Source organism: Glutamicibacter soli, assembly GCF_003309065.1.
Taxonomy (GTDB): Bacteria; Actinomycetota; Actinomycetes; order Actinomycetales; family Micrococcaceae; genus Glutamicibacter; species Glutamicibacter soli.
Genome location: NZ_POAF01000001.1, coordinates 423,735 through 447,668, shown reverse-complemented (window position 1 = coordinate 447,668; position 23,934 = coordinate 423,735). Strand labels below are relative to the sequence as shown.

General features: G+C 68.8%; 21 protein-coding genes and 1 tRNA gene. 20 read left to right on the top strand and 2 right to left on the bottom strand.

The window, feature by feature from the left end; all coding sequences use genetic code 11:
• The first annotated feature begins 10 nt into the window (after positions 1 to 10).
• The 8 genes from pnuC to hisF all read left to right on the top strand — a co-directional run bounded on the left by pnuC (position 11) and on the right by hisF (position 6,431).
• Complete coding sequence (pnuC, locus tag C1H84_RS02135) at positions 11 to 712, top strand: nicotinamide riboside transporter PnuC (protein WP_047119405.1); 702 nt, start codon at positions 11 to 13, stop codon at positions 710 to 712.
• A gap of 5 nt (positions 713 to 717) precedes the next feature.
• On the top strand, positions 718 to 1,758 hold the full coding sequence (gene ribD / locus C1H84_RS02130; RefSeq protein ID WP_047119404.1) for a bifunctional diaminohydroxyphosphoribosylaminopyrimidine deaminase/5-amino-6-(5-phosphoribosylamino)uracil reductase RibD: 1,041 nt from the start codon (positions 718 to 720) through the stop codon (positions 1,756 to 1,758).
• A 104-nt stretch (positions 1,759 to 1,862) separates the two neighbouring features.
• Complete coding sequence (locus tag C1H84_RS02125; protein WP_053798339.1) at positions 1,863 to 2,489, top strand: riboflavin synthase; 627 nt, start codon at positions 1,863 to 1,865, stop codon at positions 2,487 to 2,489.
• Positions 2,489 to 3,736: a bifunctional 3,4-dihydroxy-2-butanone-4-phosphate synthase/GTP cyclohydrolase II gene (locus tag C1H84_RS02120; RefSeq protein ID WP_047119402.1), complete on the top strand. Its 1,248-nt coding sequence runs from the start codon at positions 2,489 to 2,491 to the stop codon at positions 3,734 to 3,736. The genes C1H84_RS02125 and C1H84_RS02120 overlap by 1 nt, the downstream gene beginning before the upstream one ends.
• Positions 3,737 to 3,771: 35 nt before the next feature.
• The gene (ribH, locus tag C1H84_RS02115; protein ID WP_113606420.1) at positions 3,772 to 4,263 is read left to right on the top strand and encodes a 6,7-dimethyl-8-ribityllumazine synthase; all 492 of its coding nucleotides are present in this window, start codon (positions 3,772 to 3,774) and stop codon (positions 4,261 to 4,263) included.
• Between the two features lie 109 nt (positions 4,264 to 4,372).
• On the top strand, positions 4,373 to 4,636 hold the full coding sequence (locus C1H84_RS02110) for a phosphoribosyl-ATP diphosphatase (protein ID WP_047120776.1): 264 nt from the start codon (positions 4,373 to 4,375) through the stop codon (positions 4,634 to 4,636).
• A 147-nt stretch (positions 4,637 to 4,783) separates the two neighbouring features.
• A complete protein-coding gene (gene hisG, locus C1H84_RS02105; RefSeq protein WP_047119400.1) occupies positions 4,784 to 5,632 on the top strand; it encodes an ATP phosphoribosyltransferase in 849 nt (282 codons plus the stop codon).
• A gap of 28 nt (positions 5,633 to 5,660) precedes the next feature.
• Positions 5,661 to 6,431, top strand: coding sequence for an imidazole glycerol phosphate synthase subunit HisF (gene hisF, locus C1H84_RS02100; RefSeq protein ID WP_053798336.1), 771 nt, complete (start codon positions 5,661 to 5,663; stop codon positions 6,429 to 6,431).
• Between the two features lie 115 nt (positions 6,432 to 6,546).
• Here hisF and C1H84_RS02095 read toward each other — a convergent pair whose 3' ends face one another.
• Positions 6,547 to 7,188, bottom strand: coding sequence for a TIGR03085 family metal-binding protein (locus tag C1H84_RS02095; protein ID WP_342352839.1), 642 nt, complete (start codon positions 7,186 to 7,188; stop codon positions 6,547 to 6,549).
• Between the two features lie 136 nt (positions 7,189 to 7,324).
• Here C1H84_RS02095 and hisI point away from each other — a divergent pair, with 136 nt between their 5' ends.
• The 11 genes from hisI to pyk all read left to right on the top strand — a co-directional run bounded on the left by hisI (position 7,325) and on the right by pyk (position 22,773).
• On the top strand, positions 7,325 to 7,726 hold the full coding sequence (hisI, locus tag C1H84_RS02090; protein ID WP_047119397.1) for a phosphoribosyl-AMP cyclohydrolase: 402 nt from the start codon (positions 7,325 to 7,327) through the stop codon (positions 7,724 to 7,726).
• Positions 7,727 to 7,828: 102 nt separating this feature from the next.
• The gene (locus C1H84_RS02085) at positions 7,829 to 9,397 is read left to right on the top strand and encodes an anthranilate synthase component I (RefSeq protein WP_113606418.1); all 1,569 of its coding nucleotides are present in this window, start codon (positions 7,829 to 7,831) and stop codon (positions 9,395 to 9,397) included.
• Positions 9,394 to 9,984: a Trp biosynthesis-associated membrane protein gene (locus C1H84_RS02080; RefSeq protein ID WP_113606417.1), complete on the top strand. Its 591-nt coding sequence runs from the start codon at positions 9,394 to 9,396 to the stop codon at positions 9,982 to 9,984. The genes C1H84_RS02085 and C1H84_RS02080 overlap by 4 nt, the downstream gene beginning before the upstream one ends.
• 148 nt (positions 9,985 to 10,132) lie before the next feature.
• On the top strand, positions 10,133 to 10,381 hold the full coding sequence (locus C1H84_RS02075) for an HGxxPAAW family protein (RefSeq protein WP_047119394.1): 249 nt from the start codon (positions 10,133 to 10,135) through the stop codon (positions 10,379 to 10,381).
• Position 10,382: 1 nt separating this feature from the next.
• The gene (gene trpC / locus C1H84_RS02070; RefSeq protein ID WP_053798330.1) at positions 10,383 to 11,207 is read left to right on the top strand and encodes an indole-3-glycerol phosphate synthase TrpC; all 825 of its coding nucleotides are present in this window, start codon (positions 10,383 to 10,385) and stop codon (positions 11,205 to 11,207) included.
• 116 nt (positions 11,208 to 11,323) lie between these two features.
• Complete coding sequence (trpB, locus tag C1H84_RS02065; protein WP_113606416.1) at positions 11,324 to 12,658, top strand: tryptophan synthase subunit beta; 1,335 nt, start codon at positions 11,324 to 11,326, stop codon at positions 12,656 to 12,658.
• Positions 12,659 to 13,456 (top strand): tryptophan synthase subunit alpha, encoded by a 798-nt coding sequence (trpA, locus tag C1H84_RS02060; RefSeq protein WP_047119391.1) that lies wholly within the window; start codon positions 12,659 to 12,661, stop codon positions 13,454 to 13,456. It begins immediately after the preceding gene.
• 1 nt (position 13,457) lies between these two features.
• The gene (lgt, locus tag C1H84_RS02055) at positions 13,458 to 14,486 is read left to right on the top strand and encodes a prolipoprotein diacylglyceryl transferase (RefSeq protein ID WP_113606415.1); all 1,029 of its coding nucleotides are present in this window, start codon (positions 13,458 to 13,460) and stop codon (positions 14,484 to 14,486) included.
• Between the two features lie 604 nt (positions 14,487 to 15,090).
• Entirely contained in the window at positions 15,091 to 19,713 is a 4,623-nt protein-coding gene (gene gltB, locus C1H84_RS02050; RefSeq protein ID WP_425323554.1) for a glutamate synthase large subunit, read from the top strand.
• Positions 19,706 to 21,175: a glutamate synthase subunit beta gene (locus C1H84_RS02045; RefSeq protein WP_047119389.1), complete on the top strand. Its 1,470-nt coding sequence runs from the start codon at positions 19,706 to 19,708 to the stop codon at positions 21,173 to 21,175. Before gltB ends, C1H84_RS02045 begins: the two co-directional genes overlap by 8 nt.
• Positions 21,176 to 21,261: 86 nt before the next feature.
• Positions 21,262 to 22,773 (top strand): pyruvate kinase, encoded by a 1,512-nt coding sequence (pyk, locus tag C1H84_RS02040; RefSeq protein WP_047120774.1) that lies wholly within the window; start codon positions 21,262 to 21,264, stop codon positions 22,771 to 22,773.
• 192 nt (positions 22,774 to 22,965) lie between these two features.
• Here pyk and C1H84_RS02035 read toward each other — a convergent pair.
• Positions 22,966 to 23,050 (bottom strand) — tRNA-Leu (locus tag C1H84_RS02035).
• A 190-nt stretch (positions 23,051 to 23,240) separates the two neighbouring features.
• Here C1H84_RS02035 and C1H84_RS02030 point away from each other — a divergent pair.
• Positions 23,241 to 23,858, top strand: a complete 618-nt coding sequence (locus C1H84_RS02030) for an ANTAR domain-containing response regulator (RefSeq protein ID WP_047119388.1) — start codon at positions 23,241 to 23,243, stop codon at positions 23,856 to 23,858.
• Positions 23,859 to 23,934: the final 76 nt, after the last annotated feature.

Genomic DNA, 23,934 nt, shown 5'->3' with positions numbered 1-23,934 from the left:
GGGTGGAAAGATGGATTTCCTGCGGTGGCTCATTGAAGCTTTTAATTCACAAATTGCGGTAGGTTCCTCGGCACTGCTGGTGCGCGAGGTTGTCGGCAACATCTTCGGCTTGGCCAGCGCCGTGGGCGGCATGCGCCGCAAGGTCTGGGCCTGGCCGGTCGGCATCGTCGGCAACCTGCTGCTGCTGACAGTATTCCTCGGCAGCCTGTTCGACACCGACTACGCCGCGAACCTCTGGGGCCAGGCTGGCCGCCAGATCATGTTCATCTCGGTCTCGATCTTCGGCTGGTACCGCTGGAAGCAGGCCCGCGACGGCAGCGGCAGCGCCGTCACCCCCGTCTGGGCCTCGAACAAGATCCGCCTGGGCCTGGCCGCCACGCTGGTGCTGGGCACCGTGGCGCTCACCCCGCTGTTCCGCATCCTCGGCTCCTACGAGCCGGTCTGGGCCGACGCGTGGACCTTCGTCGGATCGCTGCTGGCGACCTTCGGCATGGCCAAGGGCTGGGTCGAGTTCTGGCTGATCTGGGTCGCGGTCGACGCGGTCGGCGTGCCGCTGCTGTTCTCCGCCGGCTACTACGCCAGCGCGTTCATGTACCTGTTCTACGGCGCCTTCACGCTGATCGGCTTCTTCGTCTGGGCCCGGGCCAAGAAGGGCGACAAGCCGGCGGTGGAAACCGAGCTGCCCGACCCGACCCTGCAGTCCAAGCGGTAACCGCCATGGCCACCGAACAGCAGCTCGACGCGGCACTTGAAACCGCGCTGGAAACCGCCCGCCGGGGACACCGCGGCGCCAACCCGCTGGTCGGCGCCTGCATCCTGGACGAGAACGGTTCGCTGATCGCCACCGGCTACCACCAGGGCGCCGGCAGCCCGCACGCGGAGATCGACGCGCTGCGCCGCCTGGGCCGGATCTCCCGCGAACGCGCCGCCACGCTGACCATGGTCGTCACCCTGGAGCCGTGCAACCACACCGGGCGCACCGGTCCCTGCGCGGCGGCCATCGCCCAGGCGGGCCTCGGCGCGGTGCACTACGGGCAGGCCGACGACACCGCCGCCAGCGGGGGAGCGGACTACCTTTCCGCCGCCGGCGTGAAGGTCAGCCAGGCGCGCGAGGCCTCCGCGATCCGCGAGCTGAACCACCGCTGGATCCGCGCCAAGGAACAGGGCCGCCCGTTCATCACGGTCAAGACCGCCCAGTCCCTGGACGGGCGCATCAACGCTCCGGACGGCACCAGCCAGTGGATCACCTCAGCGCAGTCCCGGGCGCACGCCCACGCGCTGCGCGCCCGGGTGGACGCGATCGTGGTCGGCACCAACACCGTGGTGCACGACGACCCGCGGCTGAACGCCCGCGCCGCCGACGGCACCGCGCTGCCGCGCCAGCCGCACCGGCTGGTCATGGGCCGCCGTGAACTGCCCGGAACCCTGGCCCTGGCCTTCGACGAGCACTGGGAACAGGTGCGCACCCGCGAGGTGCACGAGCTGATCGCCCGCGCGAGCGAGCTGGGCTACGGGCACCTGCTGATCGAGGGCGGCGCCACCGTCGCCTCGGCCTTCATCGCCGCCGACCTCGCGGACGAGATCTACTGCTACCAGGCACCGGTCATCATTGGCGCCGGGGACTGTTCGGTGAACATCGCCGCCACCCGCACCCTGAGTGACGCGCGCGCCTACCGGATCGACGCCTTCAGCGGCGAAACGCTGGCCCGGCTCGGCCCCGACATTATGCTGCACTTGGAACCGCTGCCGGACAACTAGGCGCCATCCAGCACTCCCGCACCACCACCGCGCCCCGGGCGGCGGCTTTGCCGCACCCGAAAACCAGCGGTCCCACGCACTTCAGACTAAGGAAACCACCAACTATGTTCACCGGAATCGTCACCGGAACCGGCACCATCACCGGCATCGCCACCGATCCGCGCAAGGACCTTGCGGTCCTCACCCTGAAGGCCCCCGGGCACACCGAGGACCTGGGTCTGGGCGGCTCGCTGGCAGTCAACGGCGTCTGCCTGACCGCCACCGCGCTGGACGGGGACACGCTGAGCGTCGACGTCATGGGCGAAACGCTGAACCGCACCACCACCGGCCAGCTGGCCGAGGGCTCCATCGTGAACCTCGAACGCTGCACCCCGGCCGGGGCCAGGCTCGACGGCCACGTCGTGCAGGGCCACGTCGACGCGGTCGGCGCCGTGCTGGCCCGCGAGGACCACGGGCAGTGGACCACCTTCCGCGTCTCGGTGCCCGATCAGTACGCCCCGCTGACCGCGGAAAAGGGCTCGATCGCGCTGGACGGCATCTCGCTGACGCTCACCGCCGTCTCCCCGGCCGATACGCCTGCCGGCGGGCACTGGGTGGAGGTCGGCATCATCCCCATCACCCTGGCCGAAACCACCATGGGCTCCCGCCAGGTCGGGGACCGCATCAACATCGAGGTCGACGTCCTGGCCAAGTACGTCGCCCGCCTGAACGCTTTTGGAGGTCGAAACTAATGGCTGCCGCATCCTTTGATTCCATCCCCGCCGCCCTGGCCGCGCTGGCCGCCGGCCGCGCCGTAGTGGTCGTCGACGACGAAGACCGCGAAAACGAGGGCGACATCATCTTCGCCGCCGAGCACGCCACCGCGCAGCTGATGGCCTTCACCATCCGCTACACCTCCGGGGTCATCTGCGTTCCGCTGGATGCCGAACGCGCCGACGCGCTGCGCCTGGCCCCGATGGTCGGCATCAACCAGGACGCCAAGGGCACCGCCTTCACCGTCAGCTGCGACGCCGCCAGCGGCATCAGCACCGGCATCAGCGCCGCCGACCGCGCGCTGACTAGCCGGCTGCTCGCCGACCCGGACACCGTCCCGGAGCAGCTGCACCGCCCCGGGCACATCTTCCCGCTGCGCGCCGCCGCCGGCGGGGTGCTCGAGCGCCGCGGCCACACCGAAGCCGCCGTGGACCTGTGCCGCGCCGCAGGCCTGTCCCCGGTGGGCGTGATCGGCGAAATCACCCACGACAACGGCGAGATGATGCGGCTGGACGCGCTGCGCGTCTTCGCCGCCGAGCACAGCCTGCCGCTGATCACGATCGACGACCTGGCCCGCTGGCGCCGCATCAACGACGCAATCGAGCTCACCGACCCGGTCGCGCTGCCCACCGGCTTCGGCGAATTCACCGCCCGCGCCGCGCTGGTCGAGGGCCACGAGCACCTGGTGCTCAGCCATCCGGGCCCGGACGGCGCCGAGCCCGGCAACCTGGTGCGCATCCATTCCGAGTGCCTCACCGGCGACGTGCTCGGCTCCTACCGCTGCGACTGCGGCGAGCAGCTGCAGGCCGCGATGACCCGGATCGCCGCCGAGGGCGGGCATCTGGTCTACATCCGCGGCCACGAGGGCCGCGGCATCGGGCTGGTCAACAAGCTGCGCGCCTACGCCCTGCAGGAGCGCGGGCTGGACACGCTGGATGCGAACCTGCACCTTGGCTTCCCGGCCGACGCGCGCGAGTACTTCGCGGTCGCCGCGATCCTGGCCAAGCTGGGCCTGCAATCCATCCGGCTGCTGAGCAACAACCCGGACAAGCGGGACAAGCTCACCGAGGCCGGCATCCAGGTCGCCGAGCTGGTGCCCAGCCTGGTGCCGCCGCGACGCGAGAACGAGGACTACCTGCGCACCAAGCAGGCCCGCTTCGGCCACCAGCTGGGGTTGAACCTGCCCCAGGACGAGGCGCAGGCGCAAACCTACCACGGCGCCTGAGCGCCGACACCGACACGAACAAAGGACATCCCACCATGAGCAAGCACGGAGCACCCGCCAACGTCGCCGAGGAGTTGAAGGCGCTGGCCGCCGGCGATGCCTTCTCCCAGCTGAAGGTCGCCATCCTCGCGGCCAGCTGGCACGAGGTCATCATGAACGGGCTGATCGACGGCGCCCAGCGCGCAGCGAAGGACGCCGGGCTTGAAGCGTCCACCACGCTGATCCGCGTCCCGGGCACCTTCGAGCTGCCGGTCGCCGCAGCCACCCTGGCCGGGGACTACGACGCGGTCATCGCCCTGGGCGTGGTCATCCGCGGCGGCACCCCGCACTTCGACTACGTCTGCCTGGCCGCGACCAACGGCTTAACCAATGTGAGCGTGGACACCAAGACCCCGATCGGGTTCGGCGTGTTGACCTGCGACACCGAGCAGCAGGGCCTGGACCGCGCGGGACTGGAGAACTCCAGCGAAGACAAGGGCTACGAGGCCTACAGCGCCGCGGTCATGACCGTCGCGGCGCTGGCCTGAGCCGCCGGCCGGAGCACCGCCGCGCGGCCGGGTCCGGGCCCGGGGCCGAGCCGTCACAAAGCAGGCCCCGAGTTCGGCCCCGACCGCGCGAAACGCTAGACTGGTGGATGTGAAAACTTTTGAGGAGCTCTTCAGCGAACTGTCGCTCAAGGCCCAAACCCGCCCGGAAGGCTCTCGTACCGTCACCGAACTCGACTCCGGTGTCCACGGCATCGGCAAGAAAATCGTCGAGGAAGCCGCCGAAGTGTGGATGGCCGCCGAGTACGAATCGGACCAGGAAGCCGCCGAGGAAATCTCGCAGCTGCTCTACCACGTGCAGGTCCTCATGATCGCCAAGGGAATGTCTCTGGCCGACGTTTACAAGCATCTCTAGCCGTCGCGCCGGCCGCGGTCGGATCCCTGTCCGGCGATCCGCACCGCGCCTACGCACGGCGGCAGTAGCAACGGCCAACGAAACCACTCCTTGGCGCTTGTTCTTGGCACCACGCCGCAGCGCCACACTCCTGAAACGAGTCACCTTATGCTCCGCGTAGCCCTGCCCAACAAGGGTGCCCTGTCCGATATCGCCTCCACCATGTTCAAGGAGGCCGGCTACCTCCAGCGCCGCGATTCGCGCGAACTGGTCATGGTGGACGAGGACAACCACGTTGAATTCTTCTACCTGCGTCCCCGCGACATCGCCGTCTACGTCGGCCGCGGCATCCTGGACGTGGGCATCACCGGCCGCGACCTGTACCTGGACGCGGATGTCGACGACGACGTCGAGGAGCTGATCCCGCTGGGCATCGGCAAGTCGGCGTTCCGCTTCGCCGCCCCGGTCGGCGCCTACACCGACGCCAGCCAGCTGAACGGCAAGCGTATCGCCACCAGCTACGACGTGCTGCTGCGCCACTACCTTGAGAAGTCGGGCATCGACGCCTCCGTCGTCCGCCTGGACGGCGCCGTCGAGTCCTCGGTCCGCCTGGGCGTGGCCGACGCGATCGCCGACGTGGTGGAAACCGGCAACACCATCAAGGCCGCCGGCATGGAGATCTTCGGCGAGACGCTGCTGGCCTCCGAGGCCGTGCTGATCGGCCGCATCGGCCACCAGCCTGCTGGCCTGGACGTGCTCACCCGGCGCCTGAGCGGCGTGCTCGTCGCCCGCCAGTACGTGATGCTGGACTACGACGTGCGCCGCGACCTGGTGGAGCAGGCCTGCGCGCTGACCCCGGGCCTGGAGTCGCCGACCGTCTCCGATTTGGCGAACTCCGAATGGTGCGCGGTGCGCGCCATGGTCAAGAAGTCGCAGACCAACAACATCATGGACGAGCTGTACGACGTGGGCGCCCGCGCCATCCTGGTCAGCCAGATCCACGCCTGCCGCATCTAGCCGGCCCGCACCCAAGGAGCAATACGCGATGAGCGTTGCAATTCGAGTGATTCCCTGCCTCGACGTCGATGCCGGCCGCGTGGTCAAGGGCGTGAATTTCGAAGGCCTGCGCGACGCCGGGGACCCGGTGGAGCTCGCCCGCCGCTACAACCTGGCCGGCGCCGACGAGCTGACCTTCCTGGACGTCACCGCGTCCAGCTCGGACCGCGAAACCACCTACGAGGTGGTCCGCCAGACCGCCGAAGAGGTGTTCATCCCGCTGACCGTCGGCGGCGGCGTGCGCGCAGTGGAAGACGTGGACCGGCTGCTGCGCAACGGCGCCGACAAGGCCTCGATCAACACCGCCGCCGTCTCCCGCCCCGAGGTGATCAACGAGATCACCGAGCGCTTCGGCTCGCAGGTGCTGGTGCTGTCCCTGGACGCGCGCCGCACCACCGACCCGTCGATCGCCTCCGGCTACGAGGTGACCACCCACGGCGGCCGCCAGGGCACCGGCATGTGCGCGGTGGCCTGGGCGAAGGAAGCGGCCGAGCGCGGCGTGGGGGAGATCCTGTTGAACTCCATCGACGCCGACGGCACCAAGGACGGCTTCGATCTGGAAATGATCCGCGCCGTGCGCGCCGAGGTCAGCGTCCCGCTGATCGCCTCTGGCGGCGCCGGGCGCCCGGAGGACTTCCCGCCGGCCATCGAGGCGGGCGCCGACGCGGTGCTGGCCGCCTCGATCTTCCACTTCGGCCCGACCGACATGATCGCCCGCGTCAAGCAGAAGATCCGCGAGGCCGGCTACCCGGTCCGCTAACGCCGCAGGCAGAAAAGCGCCGGCCCCTTCCACCAGGGGGCCGGCACTTTTTGCGCCGTCGCGAACGCCTGCGGACTGAGGGTCCAGGCGGCACTGAGGGTCCAGGCGGCGGGGACTAGAGCGAGGGCTTGTAGCGCTTGATGATTTCCAGCGCGGTGTCCCCGCCCTCGAAGGTGACCAGGCAGTGCTCGGTGCGCCCGAACGCATAGAGCATCAGCTCCGGCACCGGGCCGCTGATCGACACCGCGTTGCGGGCCTTCTTCGCCACGTGGCGCTGGCCGTCCGGGCGGGTGAGGATGATGCCGACCGGGGCCTTGCGGAACAGCAGCCGGGACATCCGGGTCAGCGACTGCCAGAGCATCTCGGTGTACTCCTTGTCCAGCACGCGCGGGGCCCACTGCCCGCGGGCGCGGCGCACGTCCTCGGTGTGGACGAAGTATTCGCTCAGGTTCGCGGCCTGGTCGACCTTGTCGATGGAGAACGGCGAGTACTTCGCCGGCCCCGAGCGGAAGCGGCGCACCAGCGCGGCGTAGCGCTCGGGGGATTGCGCCTCGGCGGCGGTCTGCCGCAGCTTCTCCTCCAGTTTCCCGGACAGCGGCTTGAACACCGTGCCGGCGGAGAGCAACGAATTCTCGCGCAGGACGAGGTGCGCGGCCAGGTGGCGGGTCTGCCAGCCGGCGCACAGGGTTTCGGCGGTGGGACCTGCGGCCAGCAGCGTCTCGGCCAACGCCAATCGGGAAGCGTGAACTAAGTGCATCACCTCTGAAACTAGCACGCTTCGCGGTGCCGTGCGCGCAATGCGCGGCGGGTGTCGGGCACCTCCGGGCCCGGCCGGCGTCAACCCGCAGGTCACGGGGCACGGGATCGGGCGCGCACGCAGTATGCTGTAGGGGATGGCTACTTCTCATGAGGGTCCGCGCCCGGACCCCGAATCCCCGGAACTCGACCCTGCGATCGCGCAGCGTCTCAAGCGCGATGCCAACGGCCTGTTCGCCGCCATCGTGCAGCAGCACGACACCGGCAAGGTGCTGATGCTCGGCTGGATGGACGACGAGGCCCTGCGCCGCACGCTGGGCACCGGCCGGGTGACCTTCTTCTCCCGCTCCCGCCAGGAGTACTGGCGCAAGGGCGATACCTCCGGACATTTCCAGTTCCTCAAGTCCGCGGCGCTGGACTGCGACGGCGATGCGCTGCTGCTGCAGGTCGACCAGGTGGGCGCCGCATGCCACACCGGCACCGAATCCTGCTTCACCGGCCGCGAGCTGCCGGCCGTCGTCGGCCACCGCCCGGCCTAGGCCGCACCGGATCCGGCCGCACTGCCCAGGCATCGCCCGCACCAAGGCCCGCGCACGGGCCGGACGACCAGAGCATCGATCAGCGCGTAGAAGAAGAAACAGATGAAAACCCTCGGCACGATTACCCCCACCCGCGAGGCATTCCTCGCCATGGCCGCCACCCGCCGCGTCATCCCGGTGACGGTCTCGGTGCTGGCCGACTCGCTCACCCCGATCGGCCTGTACCGCACCCTGGCCGGCGGCCGCCCGGGCACCTTCCTGATGGAGTCGGCCGCGGCCGGCGGCGTCTGGAGCCGCTACTCCTTCATCGGCGTGAACTCGCCTGCCACCCTGAGCACCCGCGGCGGCCAGGCCTACTGGCAGGGCAACGCCCCGGCCGGCCTGCCCACCGGCGGCATCGGCGTCGAGGTGCTGCGCGACACCGTGCGCGCCCTGCACACCGAGCCGATCCCCGGCATGCCCCCGCTGACCGGCGGCATGGTCGGCTTCATCGGCTGGGACTGCGTGCGCCACTGGGAGAAGCTGCCCCACCCGCCGGCCGACGACCTGAACCTGCCCGAGCTGAGCATGAACCTGGTCGGCGACATGGCGGTGCACGACGCCACCGAGGGCACGCTGACGCTGATCGCCAACGCCATCAACTTCGATGACAGCGACGAACGCGCCGAGGCGGCCTACGACGCCGCCGTGACGCGCCTGCAGGGCATGCTTGAGAAGCTCGACGCCCCGCTGCCGGGCACCGCCGCGGCGCTGTCCGGCACCGACGTGCCCGCTCAGCAGCTGATGTCCTCCGTCACGCACTCCTGGGAGGAATCCGGCTACCTGGATGCGCTGGCCAAGTCCAAGACGGCGATCGTGGACGGGGAGGTCTTCCAGATCGTGGTCTCGCGCCGCTTCGAGCTGGAAACCCAGGCCGACGCGCTGGACGTCTACCGCGTGCTGCGCGCCACCAACCCCAGCCCCTACATGTACCTGTTCAACTTCGTCAACGAGCACGGCGAGCCGTTCCAGATCGTCGGCTCCTCCCCGGAAGCGCTGGTCACCGTCAACGACGGCCACGTCGTCACCCACCCGATCGCCGGCTCCCGGCCGCGCGGGGCGAACTACGAGGAAGACCAGCTGCATGAGAAGTCGCTGGTCAACGACCAGAAGGAACGCGCCGAGCACCTGATGCTGGTGGACCTCTCGCGCAACGACCTCTCGAAGGTCTGCCAGGCCGGCAGCGTGGAGGTCACCCAGTTCATGGAGGTCGAGCGCTTCAGCCACATCATGCACCTGGTCTCAAACGTCGTGGGCAAGGCGCGCGAGGACGTGGACGCGTACGACGTGCTCGCCGCGACCTTCCCTGCCGGCACGCTGTCCGGGGCGCCCAAGCCGCGCGCCCTGCAGCTGCTGGATCAGTACGAGCCCTACCGCCGCGGGATCTACGGCGGCGTGGTGGGCTACCTGGACTTCGCCGGGGACATGGACATGGCCATCGCGATCCGCTCCGCGCTGCTCAAGAACGGCCGCGCCTACGTGCAGGCAGGCGGCGGCATCGTGAACGACTCCAAGTTCGCCGACGAGGCCCTGGAAACCGTGAACAAGGCGGCCGCGCCGCTGCGGGCCGTCTGGGCCGCGCAGTCCATGCGCGCCGCGCACACCATCACCGAACCGGATGAGAGCAAGTGAAGCAGAAACTGACCGCCCGCAACCTGGCCTTCCTCGGCGCGCTGGGCGCCGTGATCGTGCTGTGGTCCGCCACCCGCACCTGGATCACTGTCGACGTGGCCTCCGGCACCGTGCAGATCCCGCAGATCGTGGTCGACGGCGCCGCCGCGGCGGCCGCCACCACCGCGCTGTCCATCGCGGTGCTCGCCGGCTCGCTGGCCTTGCTGATCGCCGGCAAGATCTCCCGCTACATCATCGCCGCCATCTGCCTGCTGGCAGGCCTCGCGATCATCTCCGCCGGCGTGGCCACGCTGGCCGATCCGCAGGCCGCCGCCTTCACTGCGGTGTCCACCGCGACCGGCCTGGCGCAGAACGCCGCCGAGTACTCCGTGAGCGCTTGGCCGGCGGTGGCCATCGCCGGCGGAGCGCTGATCTGCGTGCAGGCGGTGCTGGTGCTGGCCGTCGCCCGCAGCTGGGCGGTCAAGGCGGACAAGTATTCCCGGTCGGCGGGGAAAACCGCGGCTGAACCCAAGGACGCCTCCTCGCGGAACATCTCCAGCTGGGAGCAGCTTTCCGACGGCGAAGACCCCACCGAGGGCCCGCGCTGAACGTGATTCCGGCCACCTGGTCGACACGTTCGCCGCAGGAATAGGACTGAAGCGAACTCAGATGGCAGAATGGAAGCAAGCAGATCACCGTGCAGGCCCGGCTACCGGGCAGGCGCACGCACCACAACAACCAAGGAGACATCGAGCAATGTCGCAGAAAACCGAGATCGATCCGGTATACACCGAGCAGATTGGCCACGGTAACTCCGTCGCAGCCTGGGCTTGCGTCCTGACCATGATGGTCGGCGCGATTGCCGGCGGCATCGCCTTCGCGAACCTGAACTGGACCTTCTTCTGGATCTCCATGGGCGTCGTCGTCCTGGGCCTGGTCCTCGGCGGCGTGCTGAAGGCCGCGGGCTTCGGCGTGGGCGGTTCGCGTAGCGGAGCAGCGCACTAAGTTGACTGTTCTTGATGACATCATCGCGGGCGTCCGGGAAGACCTGGGCGCCCGTCGCGCGCTTCAGAGCCTTGACGTGGTCAAGCAGCGCGCCGCGCAGGCCCCGGCGGCGCTCGACGCCTACGCCGCCCTGGGGGGCCATGCCGACCCCGCGCAGCGCGACACCGTCCTGCGGGTGATCTCCGAGGTCAAGCGCAAGTCCCCGTCCAAGGGCGCGCTGGCCGACATCCCGGAGCCGGCAGTGCTGGCCGGCGAGTACGAGGCCGGCGGCGCCTCGGTGATCTCCGTGCTGACCGAGGCCCGGCGCTTCGGCGGCTCGCTGGACGACCTGGACGCCGTGCGCCAGGCCGTGAGCATCCCGGTGCTGCGCAAGGACTTCACGGTCGACGAGTACCAGATCTACGAGGCCCGCGCCCACGGCGCCGACCTCGTGTTGCTCATTGTTGCGGCGCTGGATGACCAGAGACTGCGAACCTTTCTAGAATTGACCCATGACTTGGGAATGAACGCGCTGGTGGAGACGCACACCGAAGAGGAGATCGCGCGCGCGATCGCCGCGGGCGCGAAGATCATCGGCGTGAACGTGCGCAACCTGAAGACGCTGGACGTTGATCCGGCGAACTTCGGCAAGCTCGCCCACCTGCTGCCGGCCGACGCGGTCATCGTCGCCGAATCCGGCGTGGAGTCCACCGTGCAGGTGCGCCAGTACGCCGCGGACGGCGCCGACGCCATCCTGGTCGGCGAGGCGCTGGTCAAGCACGCCGACCCGCGCACCTCGGTGCAGGAGTTCATCCAGGCAGGAACCGCGGCCAAGCCGCAGCGCTGAGGCGGACGACCCCGACCACGGCGCAGCCCACCAAACTGATCGTGCCCCGCAGGAAGCTTCCGGCGGGGCACGAAATCTACCACGATTGACGTTTCGTTGAAGGAAAGAGGGAATCGATGAGCACACCGGAGCACTCCGAGCACGCCGACTCGATCGACCAGAAGTCGCTTAAGCACGCCAGCGGCCCGTACTTCGGTGCCTACGGCGGACGATGGATGCCAGAATCCCTCATGGCCGCCATGGACGAGCTGAACGAGACCTTCGAAGCGGCCAAGAACGACCCCGAGTTCGTCGCCCAGGTACGCGACTTGAACACCAACTACTCCGGGCGCCCCTCGCTGCTGACCGAGGCCAAGCGCTTCTCACAGCAGTACTGCGACGGCGTGCGCATCTTCCTCAAGCGCGAGGACCTGAACCATACCGGCAGTCACAAGATCAACAACGTGCTCGGCCAGGCCCTGCTGGCCAAGCGCATGGGCAAGACCCGCATCATCGCGGAGACCGGAGCGGGCCAGCACGGCGTCGCCTCGGCCACCGCCGCGGCCCTGATGGGTCTGGAGTGCGTGGTCTACATGGGCGCCGAGGACTGCCGCCGCCAGGCGCTGAACGTCGCGCGCATGCGCCTGCTGGGCGCCACCGTGATCCCGGTGACCGTCGGCTCCCAGACGCTGAAGGACGCGATCAACGAGGCGCTGCGCGACTGGGTCGCCAACGTTCAGACCACCCACTACCTGCTGGGCACCGCCGCCGGCGGCGCACCCTTCCCGGCGATGGTCCGCTACTTCCACGAGGTCATCGGCGAGGAGGCCCGCGAGCAGATCCTGGCCCAGGCCGGACGCCTGCCCGACGCGGTCACCGCGTGCATCGGCGGCGGCTCGAACGCCATCGGCATCTTCCACGGCTTCCTCGATGACAAGGACGTGGCGTTGTACGGCTTCGAGGCCGGCGGCGACGGCGTGGACACCGACCGCCACGCCGCGACCATCACCCTGGGCCGCCCGGGGGTGCTGCACGGCGCGAAAAGCTACCTGATGCAGGACGAGGACGGGCAGACCATCGAGTCGCACTCGATCTCCGCCGGCCTGGACTACCCGGGGGTCGGTCCCGAGCACGCCTTCCTGGCGGACATCGGCCGCGTGAACTACGAACCGGTCACCGACACCGAGGCGATGGACGCGTTCAAGGCGCTGTGCCGCACCGAGGGCATCCTGCCGGCGATCGAGTCCTCCCACGCGCTGGCCGGCACCATGCGGCTGGCCAAGAAGCTGGTCGCCGACGGCGCGACGCCGGAAGAGACCATCATCATCGTGAACCTCTCCGGCCGCGGTGACAAGGACGTGGGCACCGCCGCCGCCTGGTTCAACATGATCGACGAAAAAGACGCAGACGCGGAAATCAGCGGCGCCGCGGCGGCCGCCGAGCGCTCCGCAGCGGATGACGAGGAGAAGTAGATGACCCGCGTGACCAGCGCCCAGAAGATCGCCGCGGCCCGCGCCGAGGGGCGCCCTGCCCTGATCGGCTATTTGCCCGCAGGCTTCCCCGACGTGCCCACCAGCATCGAGGCTGCCGTCGCGCTGGCCGAGAACGGCGTGGACATCATCGAGATCGGTATTCCGTATTCGGACCCCGTGATGGACGGCGAGGTCATCCAGGCCGCCACCGTGCAGGCGCTGGCCAATGGCTTCCGCGTGGCCGACGTGTTCGAGATCGTGCGCGGCATCACCTCGCGCACCGACGCCGCGGTGATGGTCATGACCTACTGGAATCCGGTGCTGCGCATGGGCGTGGACGAGTTCGCCCGCCGCTTCGCGCAAGCCGGAGGCTCCGGGCTGATCACCCCGGACCTGGTGCCGGAGGAAGCGGCCGAATGGATCGAGGCCAGCGAAAAGCACGAGCTGGAGCGCGTGTTCCTGATCGCGCCGTCCTCCACGGCCCAGCGTGTGCAGCGCACTGTCGACGCCTCCTCCGGCTTCATCTACTGCGTTTCGCTGATGGGCGTTACCGGCGCCCGCGCCGAGGTGTCCTCCGCGGCGCAGGCAGTGGTCGACGCGGCCCATGCCGCCGGCGCGGAAAACGCCTGCGTGGGCCTGGGCGTCTCGCGCCGCGAGCACGTGCAGGAAATCGGCGCCTACGCGGACGGGGTGATCGTGGGCACCGCCCTGGTTGCCGCGCTGCGCGACGGGGGAGTCGCAGCGGTCGCAGCGCTGGCCGCGGAGCTGAGCGGCGCGGCCGCCAAGGAGCACGCCTAGGATGAACCTGTCCGCACAGCTTGCCCTGGCCCTGCCCGCCTCCATCCCGTCCCCGCCGCCGGAGTTCTCCAAGTTCTCCATCGGCCCGCTGACCATCCACGCCTACGCGCTGTGCATCCTGGCCGGCATCCTGATCGCCCTGTGGGTGACCAACCGCCGGCTGACGGGGCGCGGCGGCAATTCGGACATGCTCTGGGACATCGTCATCTGGGCGATCCCGTTCGGCATCGTCGGCGGGCGGCTCTACCACGTGCTGATCACCGACCCCGGCTACTACTTCGGCCTGGGCGGGCAGCAGTCCCACTGGGCTGAGATCCCGCAGCTGTGGCTGGGCGGGCTGGGCATCATGGGCGCGATCTCGCTCGGCGCGGTCGGCGCGCTGATCGGCTGCCGCCGCACCGGGATCCGGCTCTCGGCGTTCGCCGACACGGCCGCCCCGGGCGTGCTGCTCGCGCAGATGGCCGGACGCTGGGGCAACTGGTTCAACCAGGAGCTCTTCGGCGCCCCGACCACCCTGCCCTGGGGCCTGGAGATCGACCCGGGCAACCACAACTTCCCGCCCGGGCTGCCGGCGGACACGCTGTTCCACCCGACCTTCCTGTACGAATCGGTCTGGAACCTGCTGGGCTTCTTCGTGCTGATCGGGCTGGACCGCAAGTTCCAGCTGCGCCGCGGCGCGCTGTTCTGGTGCTACGTGATCTGGTATGGCATCGGCCGCACCTTCACCGAGTCGCTGCGCCTGGACCCGGCCGAAGTCATCACCATCGGCCCGCTGTCCCTGCGCATCCACCAGTGGCTGGCCATCGGCCTGATCGTGCTGGGCACCGTCGCGCTGATCTACGTGCTGGCCAAGCTGCGCCCGCAGCACCAGGACTCGATCTTCCTGCCGGGCCGCGAACCGGCGGCCGTGGACGCGGGCCAGGACGCGAGGGCCGACGACGCCTCCGCCTCGAACACGCCTGCCGACTTCGACAAGCCTGCCGACTCGGGCTCGCCCGAGGGCCCCGAGGGCCCCGAGGCCAAGGGCTGAGCGCACCGCATCAAGCAACTCCGGCAAGGGGGCCATCCATCAAGGATGGCCCCCTTTGCCATGCCCGCCAGCAGGACCCGAATCGTCGACAACGCGCGTCCTGCTCGAAACCCCGCGTCAAAAACCCGCAATCGGGCGAAACATTCGCCCGCGCGCCGAACGCGGCGGCGTTGCGCGCGCAACATTTTCGAAACATGGCGCGGCTGCCGGTTTCGGGCAGAACGGCGGGGTTCGCGCCCAGCCTCGGCGGCGAAGCCGGCAGGGGAGCGCAGAAAGTTCATAGGTGCTTTTAACATTCCGGAAACACAACCGTGCGCACGAAAGAAACAAACCGTGCGTAGTCTGGATCCCACGCACCGCACTGCAAGCCTCCCCACCCCGCGGAGGCCCGGCGGCGCGTGAACCACAACGAGGTGGGAACCGTTCGTCCCTCATGACCTCGACCGTAGAGCCCACCGGCGCTACCCGTTCGATGTGTTGGGGAACGATGATGAAACACAGGTGGCCGGCAGCCGATGGATCCCTGCACCGAGCATTGCTGCCGCGCAGCGCAGCCTCGCCAGCCCGACCGCCTTTCCTGCTTGAACCATAGAAAGGCACGCTCATGAGCATGACCGGAGTCCAGTTGAACGCCTCGCCAGGCTTTGGCGGGGGACGCCCCTCGCCCTATACCCGATTCTCCGCCGTGCCACCCGCGCAAGGCCTGTACGACCCCGCCGCAGAGAAAGACGCCTGCGGCCTGGCGATGATCGCATCGCTCAAGAATTCCGCATCCCACCAGATCGTCTCCCACGCGCTGACCGCCCTGCGCCGCCTGGAGCACCGCGGCGCGATCGGCGCCGACGAAGGCACCGGCGACGGCGCCGGCATCCTGCTCCACCTGCCCGACGCCTTCCTGCGCAGCGTCGCCGAATTCGCCCTCCCCGCCCCCGGCAGCTACGCCGTCGGCATGGGCTTCCTGCCCGCCCAGGCCGCCGAACTGCAGCTGGCCCGCGAAGAGCTCGAAGCCCTGGCCGAAGAGGAAAACCTCACCGTGCTCGGCTGGCGCGACGTGCCAGTGGACGCCTCAGTGCTGGGCGCCTCGGCCCGCGCCGTGATGCCGCACATCACCCAGTTCTTCGTCGCCGCCCGCAGCGGCGCCGCGTCCGCCGCCGCCTCGCGCGAGCTGGACGCCGCCGCCTGGCGCATCCGCCGCCGCGCCCACAACAAGCTGGGTGTGTACTTCGCCTCGTTCTCCTCGCAGAGCATCGTCTACAAGGGCATGGTCTCCACCGCCCAGCTCGAGCCGTTCTACCCGGATCTGTCCGACGCCGGCTTCGCCAGCCGCTGCGCGATCGTGCACTCGCGCTTCTCCACCAACACCTTCCCCTCCTGGCCGCTGGCCCAGCCCTTCCGCACCATCGCGCACAACGGCGAGATCAACACGGTCAAGGGCAACCGCAACTGGATGCGCGCCCGGCAGTCCACGCTGGCCTCCGACCTGCTCGGCGAAGTGCCCGAGGAGCTGTTCCCGATCTGCACCGCCGGCGCCTCGGACTCCGCCTCCTTCGACGAGGTCGCCGAGATGCTCATGCTCTCCGGTCGCGACGTCGCCGAGGCGATCATGATGATGATTCCGCAGCCGTGGGAGAACGACACCGCCATGGACGCGGACCTGCGCGCCTTCTACCAGTACCACTCGATGCTCATCGAGCCGTGGGACGGCCCGGCCGCCGTGTGCTTCACCGACGGGAAGATGGCAGGCGCCGTGCTGGACCGCAACGGCCTGCGTCCTGCCCGCTGGTGGGTCACCGACGACGACCTGGTGGTGCTGGCCAGCGAGGTCGGCGTGATCGACGTCGCCGAGGAGCACATCCTGGCCAAGGGGCGCGTCGCCCCGGGCAAGATGTTCGCGATCGACCTGGACGCCGGGCGCATCGTGCAGGATCACGAGATCAAGGCGCAGGTCGCCGCCGCCAAGCCGTGGCGCGAGTGGGTGTCGCAGAACCTGAAGTCGCTGGACGACTTCCCGGATCTGGAGCATGTGCGCCACAACTCGGCCTCCGTGCTGCAGCGCCAGCTGACCTTCGGCTACACCACCGAGGAGCTGCGCATCATCCTGGCCCCGATGGCCGCGAACGGCGCCGAGCCGCTGGCCGCCATGGGCACTGACACCCCGATCGCCGCGCTGGCCGACCGCCCGCGCCTGCTGTTCGACTACTTCACCCAGTCCTTCGCCCAGGTCACCAACCCGCCGCTGGACGCCATCCGCGAGGAGCTGGTCACCTCGCTGGGCACCTCCATCGGGCCCGACGGCAACCTGCTGGCCACCGGACGGGTGCCGCAGACCCAGCTGGCGCTGGACTACCCGGTGCTCTCCAACGACCAGCTGGCAAAGATCGTGAACCTGCGCGACGAATCCGGCGCCAAGTACTCGCTGAAGGTCCGCGGGCTCTACCGCCCCACCGGCGGCGAGTCCGAGCTGCGCGCCCGGCTGCAGGAAATCTGCGAGAAGGTCTCCGCCGCCGTGAACCGCGGCGTGCGCTACATCGTGCTCTCCGACCGCGACTCCTCGGCCGCCTGGGCGCCGATCCCATCGCTGCTGCTCACCTCCGCGGTGCACCACCACCTGCTCAAGAGCTCCACCCGCACCCGCGTGTCGCTGATCATCGAATCCGGCGACGCCCGCGAGGTGCACCACATCGCCGCGCTGGTCGGCTACGGCGCCAGCGCCATCAACCCCTACCTGGCCCTGGAGTCGGTGGAGCAGATGGCGGAGCACGGCGAGCTGCCCGGCGTCGGCCCGGGGAAGGCCAGCGCCAACCTGATCAAGGCCCTGGGCAAGGGGCTGCTGAAGATCATGAGCAAGATGGGCATCTCCACGGTTTCCTCCTACTGCGGCGCGCAGACCTTCGAGGCCGTCGGACTGTCCCAGCGTGTGGTGGACCAGTACTTCACCGGCACCGCCACCAAGCTCTCGGGCATCGAGCTGGACGTGGTGGCCGCCGAAGCCGCCGCCCGGCACTCCCGCGCCTACCCGCAGATCGACGGCGGCGCGCAGCCGGCAGAGCTGGAGACCGGGGGAGAGTACCAGTGGCGCCGCGAAGGCCCGCCGCACCTGTTCAACCCGGAAACCGTCTTCCGGCTGCAGCACTCCACCCGCACCCGCCGCTACGACGTGTTCAAGGAGTACACCAAGGCCGTCGACGACCAGGCCAAGGAGCTGAAGACCCTGCGCGGGCTGCTGGAATTCGACACCGCCGGCATCACCCCGATCGACATCGACGAGGTTGAGCCGGTGAGCGAAATCGTCAAGCGGTTCGCCACCGGCGCGATGAGCTACGGCTCGATCTCCGCCGAGGCTCACGAGACCCTTGCCATCGCGATGAACCGGCTGGGCGCCAAGTCCAACACCGGCGAGGGCGGCGAGGACCCCGAGCGCCTGCTGGACCCCGAGCGGCGCAGCGCGGTCAAGCAGATCGCCTCCGGGCGCTTCGGCGTGACCAGCCTGTACCTGACCAACGCTGACGACATCCAGATCAAGATGGCCCAGGGCGCCAAGCCCGGCGAGGGCGGCCAGCTGATGAGCCAGAAGCTCTACCCGTGGATCGCCAAGACCCGGCACTCCACCCCGGGCGTGGGCCTGATCTCCCCGCCGCCGCACCACGACATCTACTCGATCGAGGACCTGGCCCAGCTGATCCACGACGCCAAGTGCGCCAACCCGTCAGCCCGCGTGCACGTGAAGCTGGTCTCCGAGTCCGGCATCGGCACCGTCGCGGCCGGCGTGGCCAAGGCGAAGGCCGACGTGGTGCTGGTCTCCGGGCACGACGGCGGCACCGGCGCCTCGCCGATCAACTCGCTCAAGCACGCCGGCACCCCCTGGGAGCTGGGCCTGGCCGAGGCGCAGCAGACGCTGATCCTCAACGGGCTGCGCGACCGCGTGACCGTGCAGGTCGACGGCCAGCTGAAGACCGGGCGCGACGTGCTGATCGGCGCCCTGCTGGGGGCCGAGGAGTTCGGTTTCGCGACCGCCCCGCTGGTGGTCTCGGGCTGCATCATGATGCGCGTGTGCCACCTGGACACCTGCCCGGTGGGCGTGGCCACGCAGAACCCGGTGCTGCGCGAGCGCTTCTCCGGCAAGGCCGAGTTCGTAGTGAACTTCTTCGAGTTCCTGGCCCAGGAGGTGCGCGAGCTGCTCGCCAGCCTCGGGGCACGCACCCTGGCCGAGGTCGTCGGCCGCGTCGAGCTGCTCAAGGTCAGCCAGCAGCAGCTGGCCGCGCACCAGAAGGTCGCCGGCCTGGCGCTGGAGGCCATCACCCACGTGCCCGAGGTGCCGCTGGCCGCCCGCAGCCGCCGGATCTGTCAGGACCACGGGCTGGAAGCGCACCTGGACCAGCGCCTGCTGGCCGCCGCGCAGCCGGCCCTGGCCGACCGGCTGCCGGTGTCCATCGAGGCGGACATCGTGAACACCGACCGGTCGGTGGGCACGCTGCTGGGCCACCATGTGACCAAGACCTTCGGGCTGGACGAGCTGGATGCGGACACCATCAAGGTGAACCTGTCCGGCCGCGCCGGGCAGTCGCTGGGCGCGTTCCTGCCCGCCGGCATCACCCTCGCGCTGGCCGGGGACGCGAACGACTACGTCGGCAAGGGCCTGTCTGGAGGGCGGATCGCCATCCACCCGCCGCAGCGCACCGAATCCGCGCCGGAGGAGCAGGTCATCGCCGGCAACGTGGTGGGCTACGGCGCCACCAGCGGGCAGCTGTTCATCAACGGCTGCGTGGGCGAACGCTTCGCGGTGCGCAACTCCGGGGCGACCCTGCTCGTGGAGGGCATCGGCGAGCACGGCTGCGAGTACATGACCGGCGGCCAGGTGCTCATCCTGGGTCCCACCGGGCGCAACTTCGGCGCCGGCTTCTCCGGAGGCACCGCCTGGGTGCTGGACTTCGATGCGGCCACGCTGAACCCGCTGGCCGCCGCGGACGGCGACCTGCTGATCCGCGGGATCGACGACGAGGAAGCCCAGCGCATCTTCGAGCTGCTCACCGAGCACATCGCGCTGACCGCCTCGCCGCTGGCCCAGCGCCTGGTGCTGGACTGGGAGCGCACCCGCGCCCGGTTCACCAGCATCATCCCGCGCGGCTTCGCGGCCGTGCAGCAACTGCGAACCGACGCCGTCGCGGCCGGGGACAACCCCGACTCGCCGGAGGTCTGGACCAAAATTCTGGAGGTGACCCGTGGCTGATCCACGCGGATTCTTGACGGTGACCGAACGGGTCACCCAGCCCAAGCGGCCGGTGCCGATCCGGCTCATGGACTACAAGGAAGTGACCGAACGCCAGGCGGCCGGCACCCTGAAGTCGCAGGCCGGGCGCTGCATGGACTGCGGTGTGCCGTTCTGCCACAACGGCTGCCCGCTGGGCAACCTCATTCCGGAGTTCAACGACCTGGTCTACAAGGACCGGATGGACGACGCCGCCGCCCGGCTGCTGAGCACCAACAACTTCCCGGAGCTCACCGGGAAGCTGTGCCCGGCCCCCTGCGAGGCCTCCTGCGTGCTGGGCATCAACCAGCCGGCGGTGACCATCAAGCAGGTGGAGGCCGAGCTGGCCGAGCACCTGATGGACGGCGGGGACTTCACCCCCGCCCCGCCGGCGCGCCACACCGAGTTCCGCGTGGCGATCGTCGGCTCCGGCCCGGCCGGCCTGGCCGCCGCCCAGCAGCTGACCCGCGCCGGGCACACCGTGGCCGTCTACGAGCGCGACGAGGCCATCGGCGGGCTGCTGCGCTTCGGCATCCCCGACTTCAAGCTCGAAAAGCACGTGATCGACCGCCGGCTGGAGCAGATGCGCGCCGAGGGCACGATCTTCCGCACCGGCATCGAGATCGGCAAGGACATCACCTGGACCCAGCTGCGCCGCGACTACGACGCGGTCATCGTCGCCACCGGCGCCACCGTGCCGCGCGAGCTGCCGGTACCGGGGCGCGAGCTGGGCGGGGTGCACCACGCGATGGAATTCCTCACGGAGAACAACCGCGTGGTCGCCGGCCTGAAGTCCGAGCGCGGCATCGACGCGGCGGGCAAGCATGTGATCGTGCTCGGCGGCGGCGACACCGGCTCGGACTGCATCGGCACCGCGCTGCGCCAGGGCGCGGCCAGCGTCACCACGCTGGCCATCGGCAAGCAGCCGGGCACCGAACGCAGCGAGAACCACCCGTGGCCGATGATGCCGGTGCTCTTCGAGGTGCAGTCCTCCCACGAGGAGGGCGGCGAACGCACCTACCTGGCATCGACCGTCAACTTCGTCGGCGGCGAGGGAAGTAAGCAGAACACCGTGATCGGTGTTACAGTGGCAGAGACAGAATTTGTTGCTGGCAAGCGCCTCCCGAAGCCTGGAACCGAACGCGTCATCAAGGCGGATCTGGTTTTGCTTGCCCTCGGGTTCACCGGTCCGGAAGATTCCGGGTTGGTCGAACAGGTCAGTACCGAATTCGACAACCGGGGCAACGTCGCCCGAGATGGCTACTACATGACGAACGCCGACGGGGTGTTCGCCGCCGGAGACTCCGGTCGGGGGCAGTCGCTGATCGTGTGGGCAATCGCCGAAGGGCGTGCCTGCGCAGCCTCGGTGGACAAGTTCCTCATGGGCTCGACCACGCTTCCCGCGCCCGTAGCTCCAACCGATAGGGCCATCAGCATCATTTGAGAGTCACAGGCTTGAATGCGGCACACCCCGCTCGGGGTGGGCCGCATTTTGCCTACGGTTTACATGAAAGGCATATGGCTGACGGAATGAGACGCGCAAAGATTGTTGCTACCTGGGGCCCCTCCCTGGCGAGCTATGAAAACACCGTAGCGGTACTGAAGGCGGGCGTCGACGTGGCCCGCCTGAACATGAGCCACGGGGACCACTCGATGCACGCGCAGTCCCTGGCGAACGTGCGCAACGCGGCGGCCGAGATCGGCCGCGCGGTCGGCGTCTTCGCCGACCTGCAGGGCCCGAAGATCCGCCTGGGCCGCTTCAAGGACAACGCGAAGTACATCCTGGAGGCCGGCGAGGAATTCACCATCACCATCGAGGAGGTCGAAGGCACCCGCAACCTGTGCGGCACCACCTTCAAGGGACTGCCCTCCGATGTGCAGGTGGGCGACTTCCTGCTGGTCAACGACGGCAAGGTCAAGCTCAAGGCCGTCGAGGTCACCGACACCGAGGTGCGCTCGGAGGTCGTCGTCGGTGGCGAGGTGTCCAATAACAAGGGCATCAACCTGCCCGGCGTAGCCGTGAACGTGCCTGCGCTGAGCGACAAGGACGAAGACGACCTGCGGTGGGCGCTGCGCGCCGGCATCGACATGGTCGCGCTGTCCTTCGTGCGCAATGCCAGCGACATCGAGCGCGTGCACGAGATCATGGACGAGGAAGGCCGCCGCGTGCCGGTCATCGCCAAGATCGAGAAGCCGCAGGCAGTGGACGCGCTGGAGGAAATCATCAACGCGTTCGACGCCATCATGGTCGCCCGCGGCGACCTGGGTGTGGAACTGCCGCTGGAAGACGTGCCCGTGGTGCAGAAGCGCGCCGTGGAGCTGGCCCGCCGCTGGGCGAAGCCGGTCATCGTCGCCACCCAGGTGCTCGAATCCATGATCGAATCGCCGACCCCGACCCGCGCCGAGGCCTCGGACTGCGCCAACGCGGTGCTCGACGGCGCCGATGCGGTCATGCTCTCGGGGGAGACCTCGGTGGGCGCCTACCCGGTGGAGACCGTGGAGACCATGTCCCGCATCATCGCCTCCACCGAGCAGCACGGCCTGGACCGCATCCCGCGCCTGGGCTCCAAGCCCAAGACCCGCGGCGGCGCGATCACCCGTGCCGCGGTGGAGATCGCCGACCAGCTCGACGCGAAGTACATCGTGGCCTTCACCCAGTCCGGCGACTCGGCCCGGCGCTTATCGCGCCTGCGGCCGAAGAAGCCGGTGCTGGCTTTCACCCCGCTGCAGCAGACCTACAACATCATGACCCTGATGTGGGGCGTGCAGGCCCGCCTGGTCGCCTACGCGGACCACACCGACAAGATGACCGCCCAAGTCGACGAGGCACTGCTCTCCGAGGGGTTGGCCGAGCTGAACGACATCGTTTGCATCGCCGCCGGTTCCCCTCCGGGGCAGGCAGGCTCGACCAACTCGCTGCGCGTGCACAAGGTCGGAGACCTCGCCGACGCCGGCCAGCTGGTCAACGGCAAGCCGATGCCGGCCCGCGAGAAGGTCGGGCCGTGGGCCGAGGAAAACGTCTCGGTGCCCAAGTCGCTCTAGCGCTTCGGCCTCGGCTGGCAGGCTGAAACCCAAGGACCCGTCCGCGCTTCGATCTCCATCGAAGAGCGGATGGGTCCTTCGCCTTCCTCCGCCGGGTGTCGTCCGGCGAAGATGAGCGCAGCTGCCTTGGTGTCCGGTGACGCAAAAAATCCGCTGGCGGCAGTTGGAAAACTGCTGCCAGCGGATCTGCTTTGGTGCCCAAGGTGGGACTCGAACCCACACATCTTTCGATACCGCATTTTGAGTGCGGCGCGTCTACCGATTCCGCCACTTGGGCGAGCACAAAGAATATCCTACTTGAGCGTTCGCGGAATTCCTAATTGAGTTCGTGGTCGATATCAGCCCTGTTCCGTGCGCAAACCAGTAGGCTTAGAGGTGACACTGAGGCAACGGGGCTTCACGTACTGAAACCACCGAAATCTGCCGATCATGATGGCAGGCATTCTTAATACGAAGGACGGCGCCGAATGAGCGAGCTACCAGAAATCACCAGAATCCCCTCCGAGGCGAGCAGCGCGCCGCGCCGCGTCATCGTGGCCGAAGACGAGACCCTGATTCGCCTGGACATCGTCGAAATTCTGCGTTCCGAAGGCTACGACGTCGTCGCCGAGGCGGACAACGGCCAGAGCGCGTTGGAGAAAGCCCGCGAGCTGAAGCCTGATCTGGTGCTGATGGATGTCAAGATGCCGGTCATGGATGGCATCACCGCGGCCGAAGCCATCGTGAAGGAGCGTATCGCCCCGGTGGTACTGCTGACCGCGTTCAGCCAGAAAGAGCTCGTGGAGCGCGCCCGCGAGGCCGGTGCTATGGCCTATGTGGTCAAGCCGTTCACCCCGGCCGATCTGACCCCCGCGATCGAAATCGCCATCTCCCGCAACGACGAGCTGCGCGCGCTGGAGGAAGAAGTTTCCAGCCTGGCCGAGCAGTTCGAAACCCGCAAGCTCGTGGACCGCGCCAAGAGCCTGCTGATCACCAAGATGGGATTGAGCGAGCCCGAGGCCTTCCGCTGGATCCAGAAGACCTCCATGGACCGCCGCCTGAGCATGCGTCAGGTCGCCGAAACCGTCATCGATCAGGTGAAGTAACCGGCGGCAAGCCCGTAAACCATCGAAATGTGTGTCAGACCACCTGTGGTTTGACGCACATTTTTTATTTTCCGCG

What these genes read in the sequence shown, in the direction of transcription:
- C1H84_RS02085 (WP_113606418.1), top strand. Translation starts at nt 7,829, where the DNA reads ATGAAAACCCTCGGCACGATTACCCCCACCCGCGAGGCATTCCTCGCC.
- C1H84_RS02095 (WP_342352839.1), bottom strand. Translation starts at nt 7,188, where the DNA reads ATGCACTTAGTTCACGCTTCCCGATTGGCGTTGGCCGAGACGCTGCTG.
- C1H84_RS02030 (WP_047119388.1), top strand. Translation starts at nt 23,241, where the DNA reads ATGAGCGAGCTACCAGAAATCACCAGAATCCCCTCCGAGGCGAGCAGC.
- hisG (WP_047119400.1), top strand. Translation starts at nt 4,784, where the DNA reads ATGCTCCGCGTAGCCCTGCCCAACAAGGGTGCCCTGTCCGATATCGCC.
- pyk (WP_047120774.1), top strand. Translation starts at nt 21,262, where the DNA reads ATGAGACGCGCAAAGATTGTTGCTACCTGGGGCCCCTCCCTGGCGAGC.
- hisI (WP_047119397.1), top strand. Translation starts at nt 7,325, where the DNA reads ATGGCTACTTCTCATGAGGGTCCGCGCCCGGACCCCGAATCCCCGGAA.
- hisF (WP_053798336.1), top strand. Translation starts at nt 5,661, where the DNA reads ATGAGCGTTGCAATTCGAGTGATTCCCTGCCTCGACGTCGATGCCGGC.
- C1H84_RS02075 (WP_047119394.1), top strand. Translation starts at nt 10,133, where the DNA reads ATGTCGCAGAAAACCGAGATCGATCCGGTATACACCGAGCAGATTGGC.
- ribH (WP_113606420.1), top strand. Translation starts at nt 3,772, where the DNA reads ATGAGCAAGCACGGAGCACCCGCCAACGTCGCCGAGGAGTTGAAGGCG.
- lgt (WP_113606415.1), top strand. Translation starts at nt 13,458, where the DNA reads ATGAACCTGTCCGCACAGCTTGCCCTGGCCCTGCCCGCCTCCATCCCG.
- trpB (WP_113606416.1), top strand. Translation starts at nt 11,324, where the DNA reads ATGAGCACACCGGAGCACTCCGAGCACGCCGACTCGATCGACCAGAAG.
- ribD (WP_047119404.1), top strand. Translation starts at nt 718, where the DNA reads ATGGCCACCGAACAGCAGCTCGACGCGGCACTTGAAACCGCGCTGGAA.
- C1H84_RS02120 (WP_047119402.1), top strand. Translation starts at nt 2,489, where the DNA reads ATGGCTGCCGCATCCTTTGATTCCATCCCCGCCGCCCTGGCCGCGCTG.
- C1H84_RS02125 (WP_053798339.1), top strand. Translation starts at nt 1,863, where the DNA reads ATGTTCACCGGAATCGTCACCGGAACCGGCACCATCACCGGCATCGCC.
- pnuC (WP_047119405.1), top strand. Translation starts at nt 11, where the DNA reads ATGGATTTCCTGCGGTGGCTCATTGAAGCTTTTAATTCACAAATTGCG.
- gltB (WP_425323554.1), top strand. Translation starts at nt 15,091, where the DNA reads ATGAGCATGACCGGAGTCCAGTTGAACGCCTCGCCAGGCTTTGGCGGG.
- trpA (WP_047119391.1), top strand. Translation starts at nt 12,659, where the DNA reads ATGACCCGCGTGACCAGCGCCCAGAAGATCGCCGCGGCCCGCGCCGAG.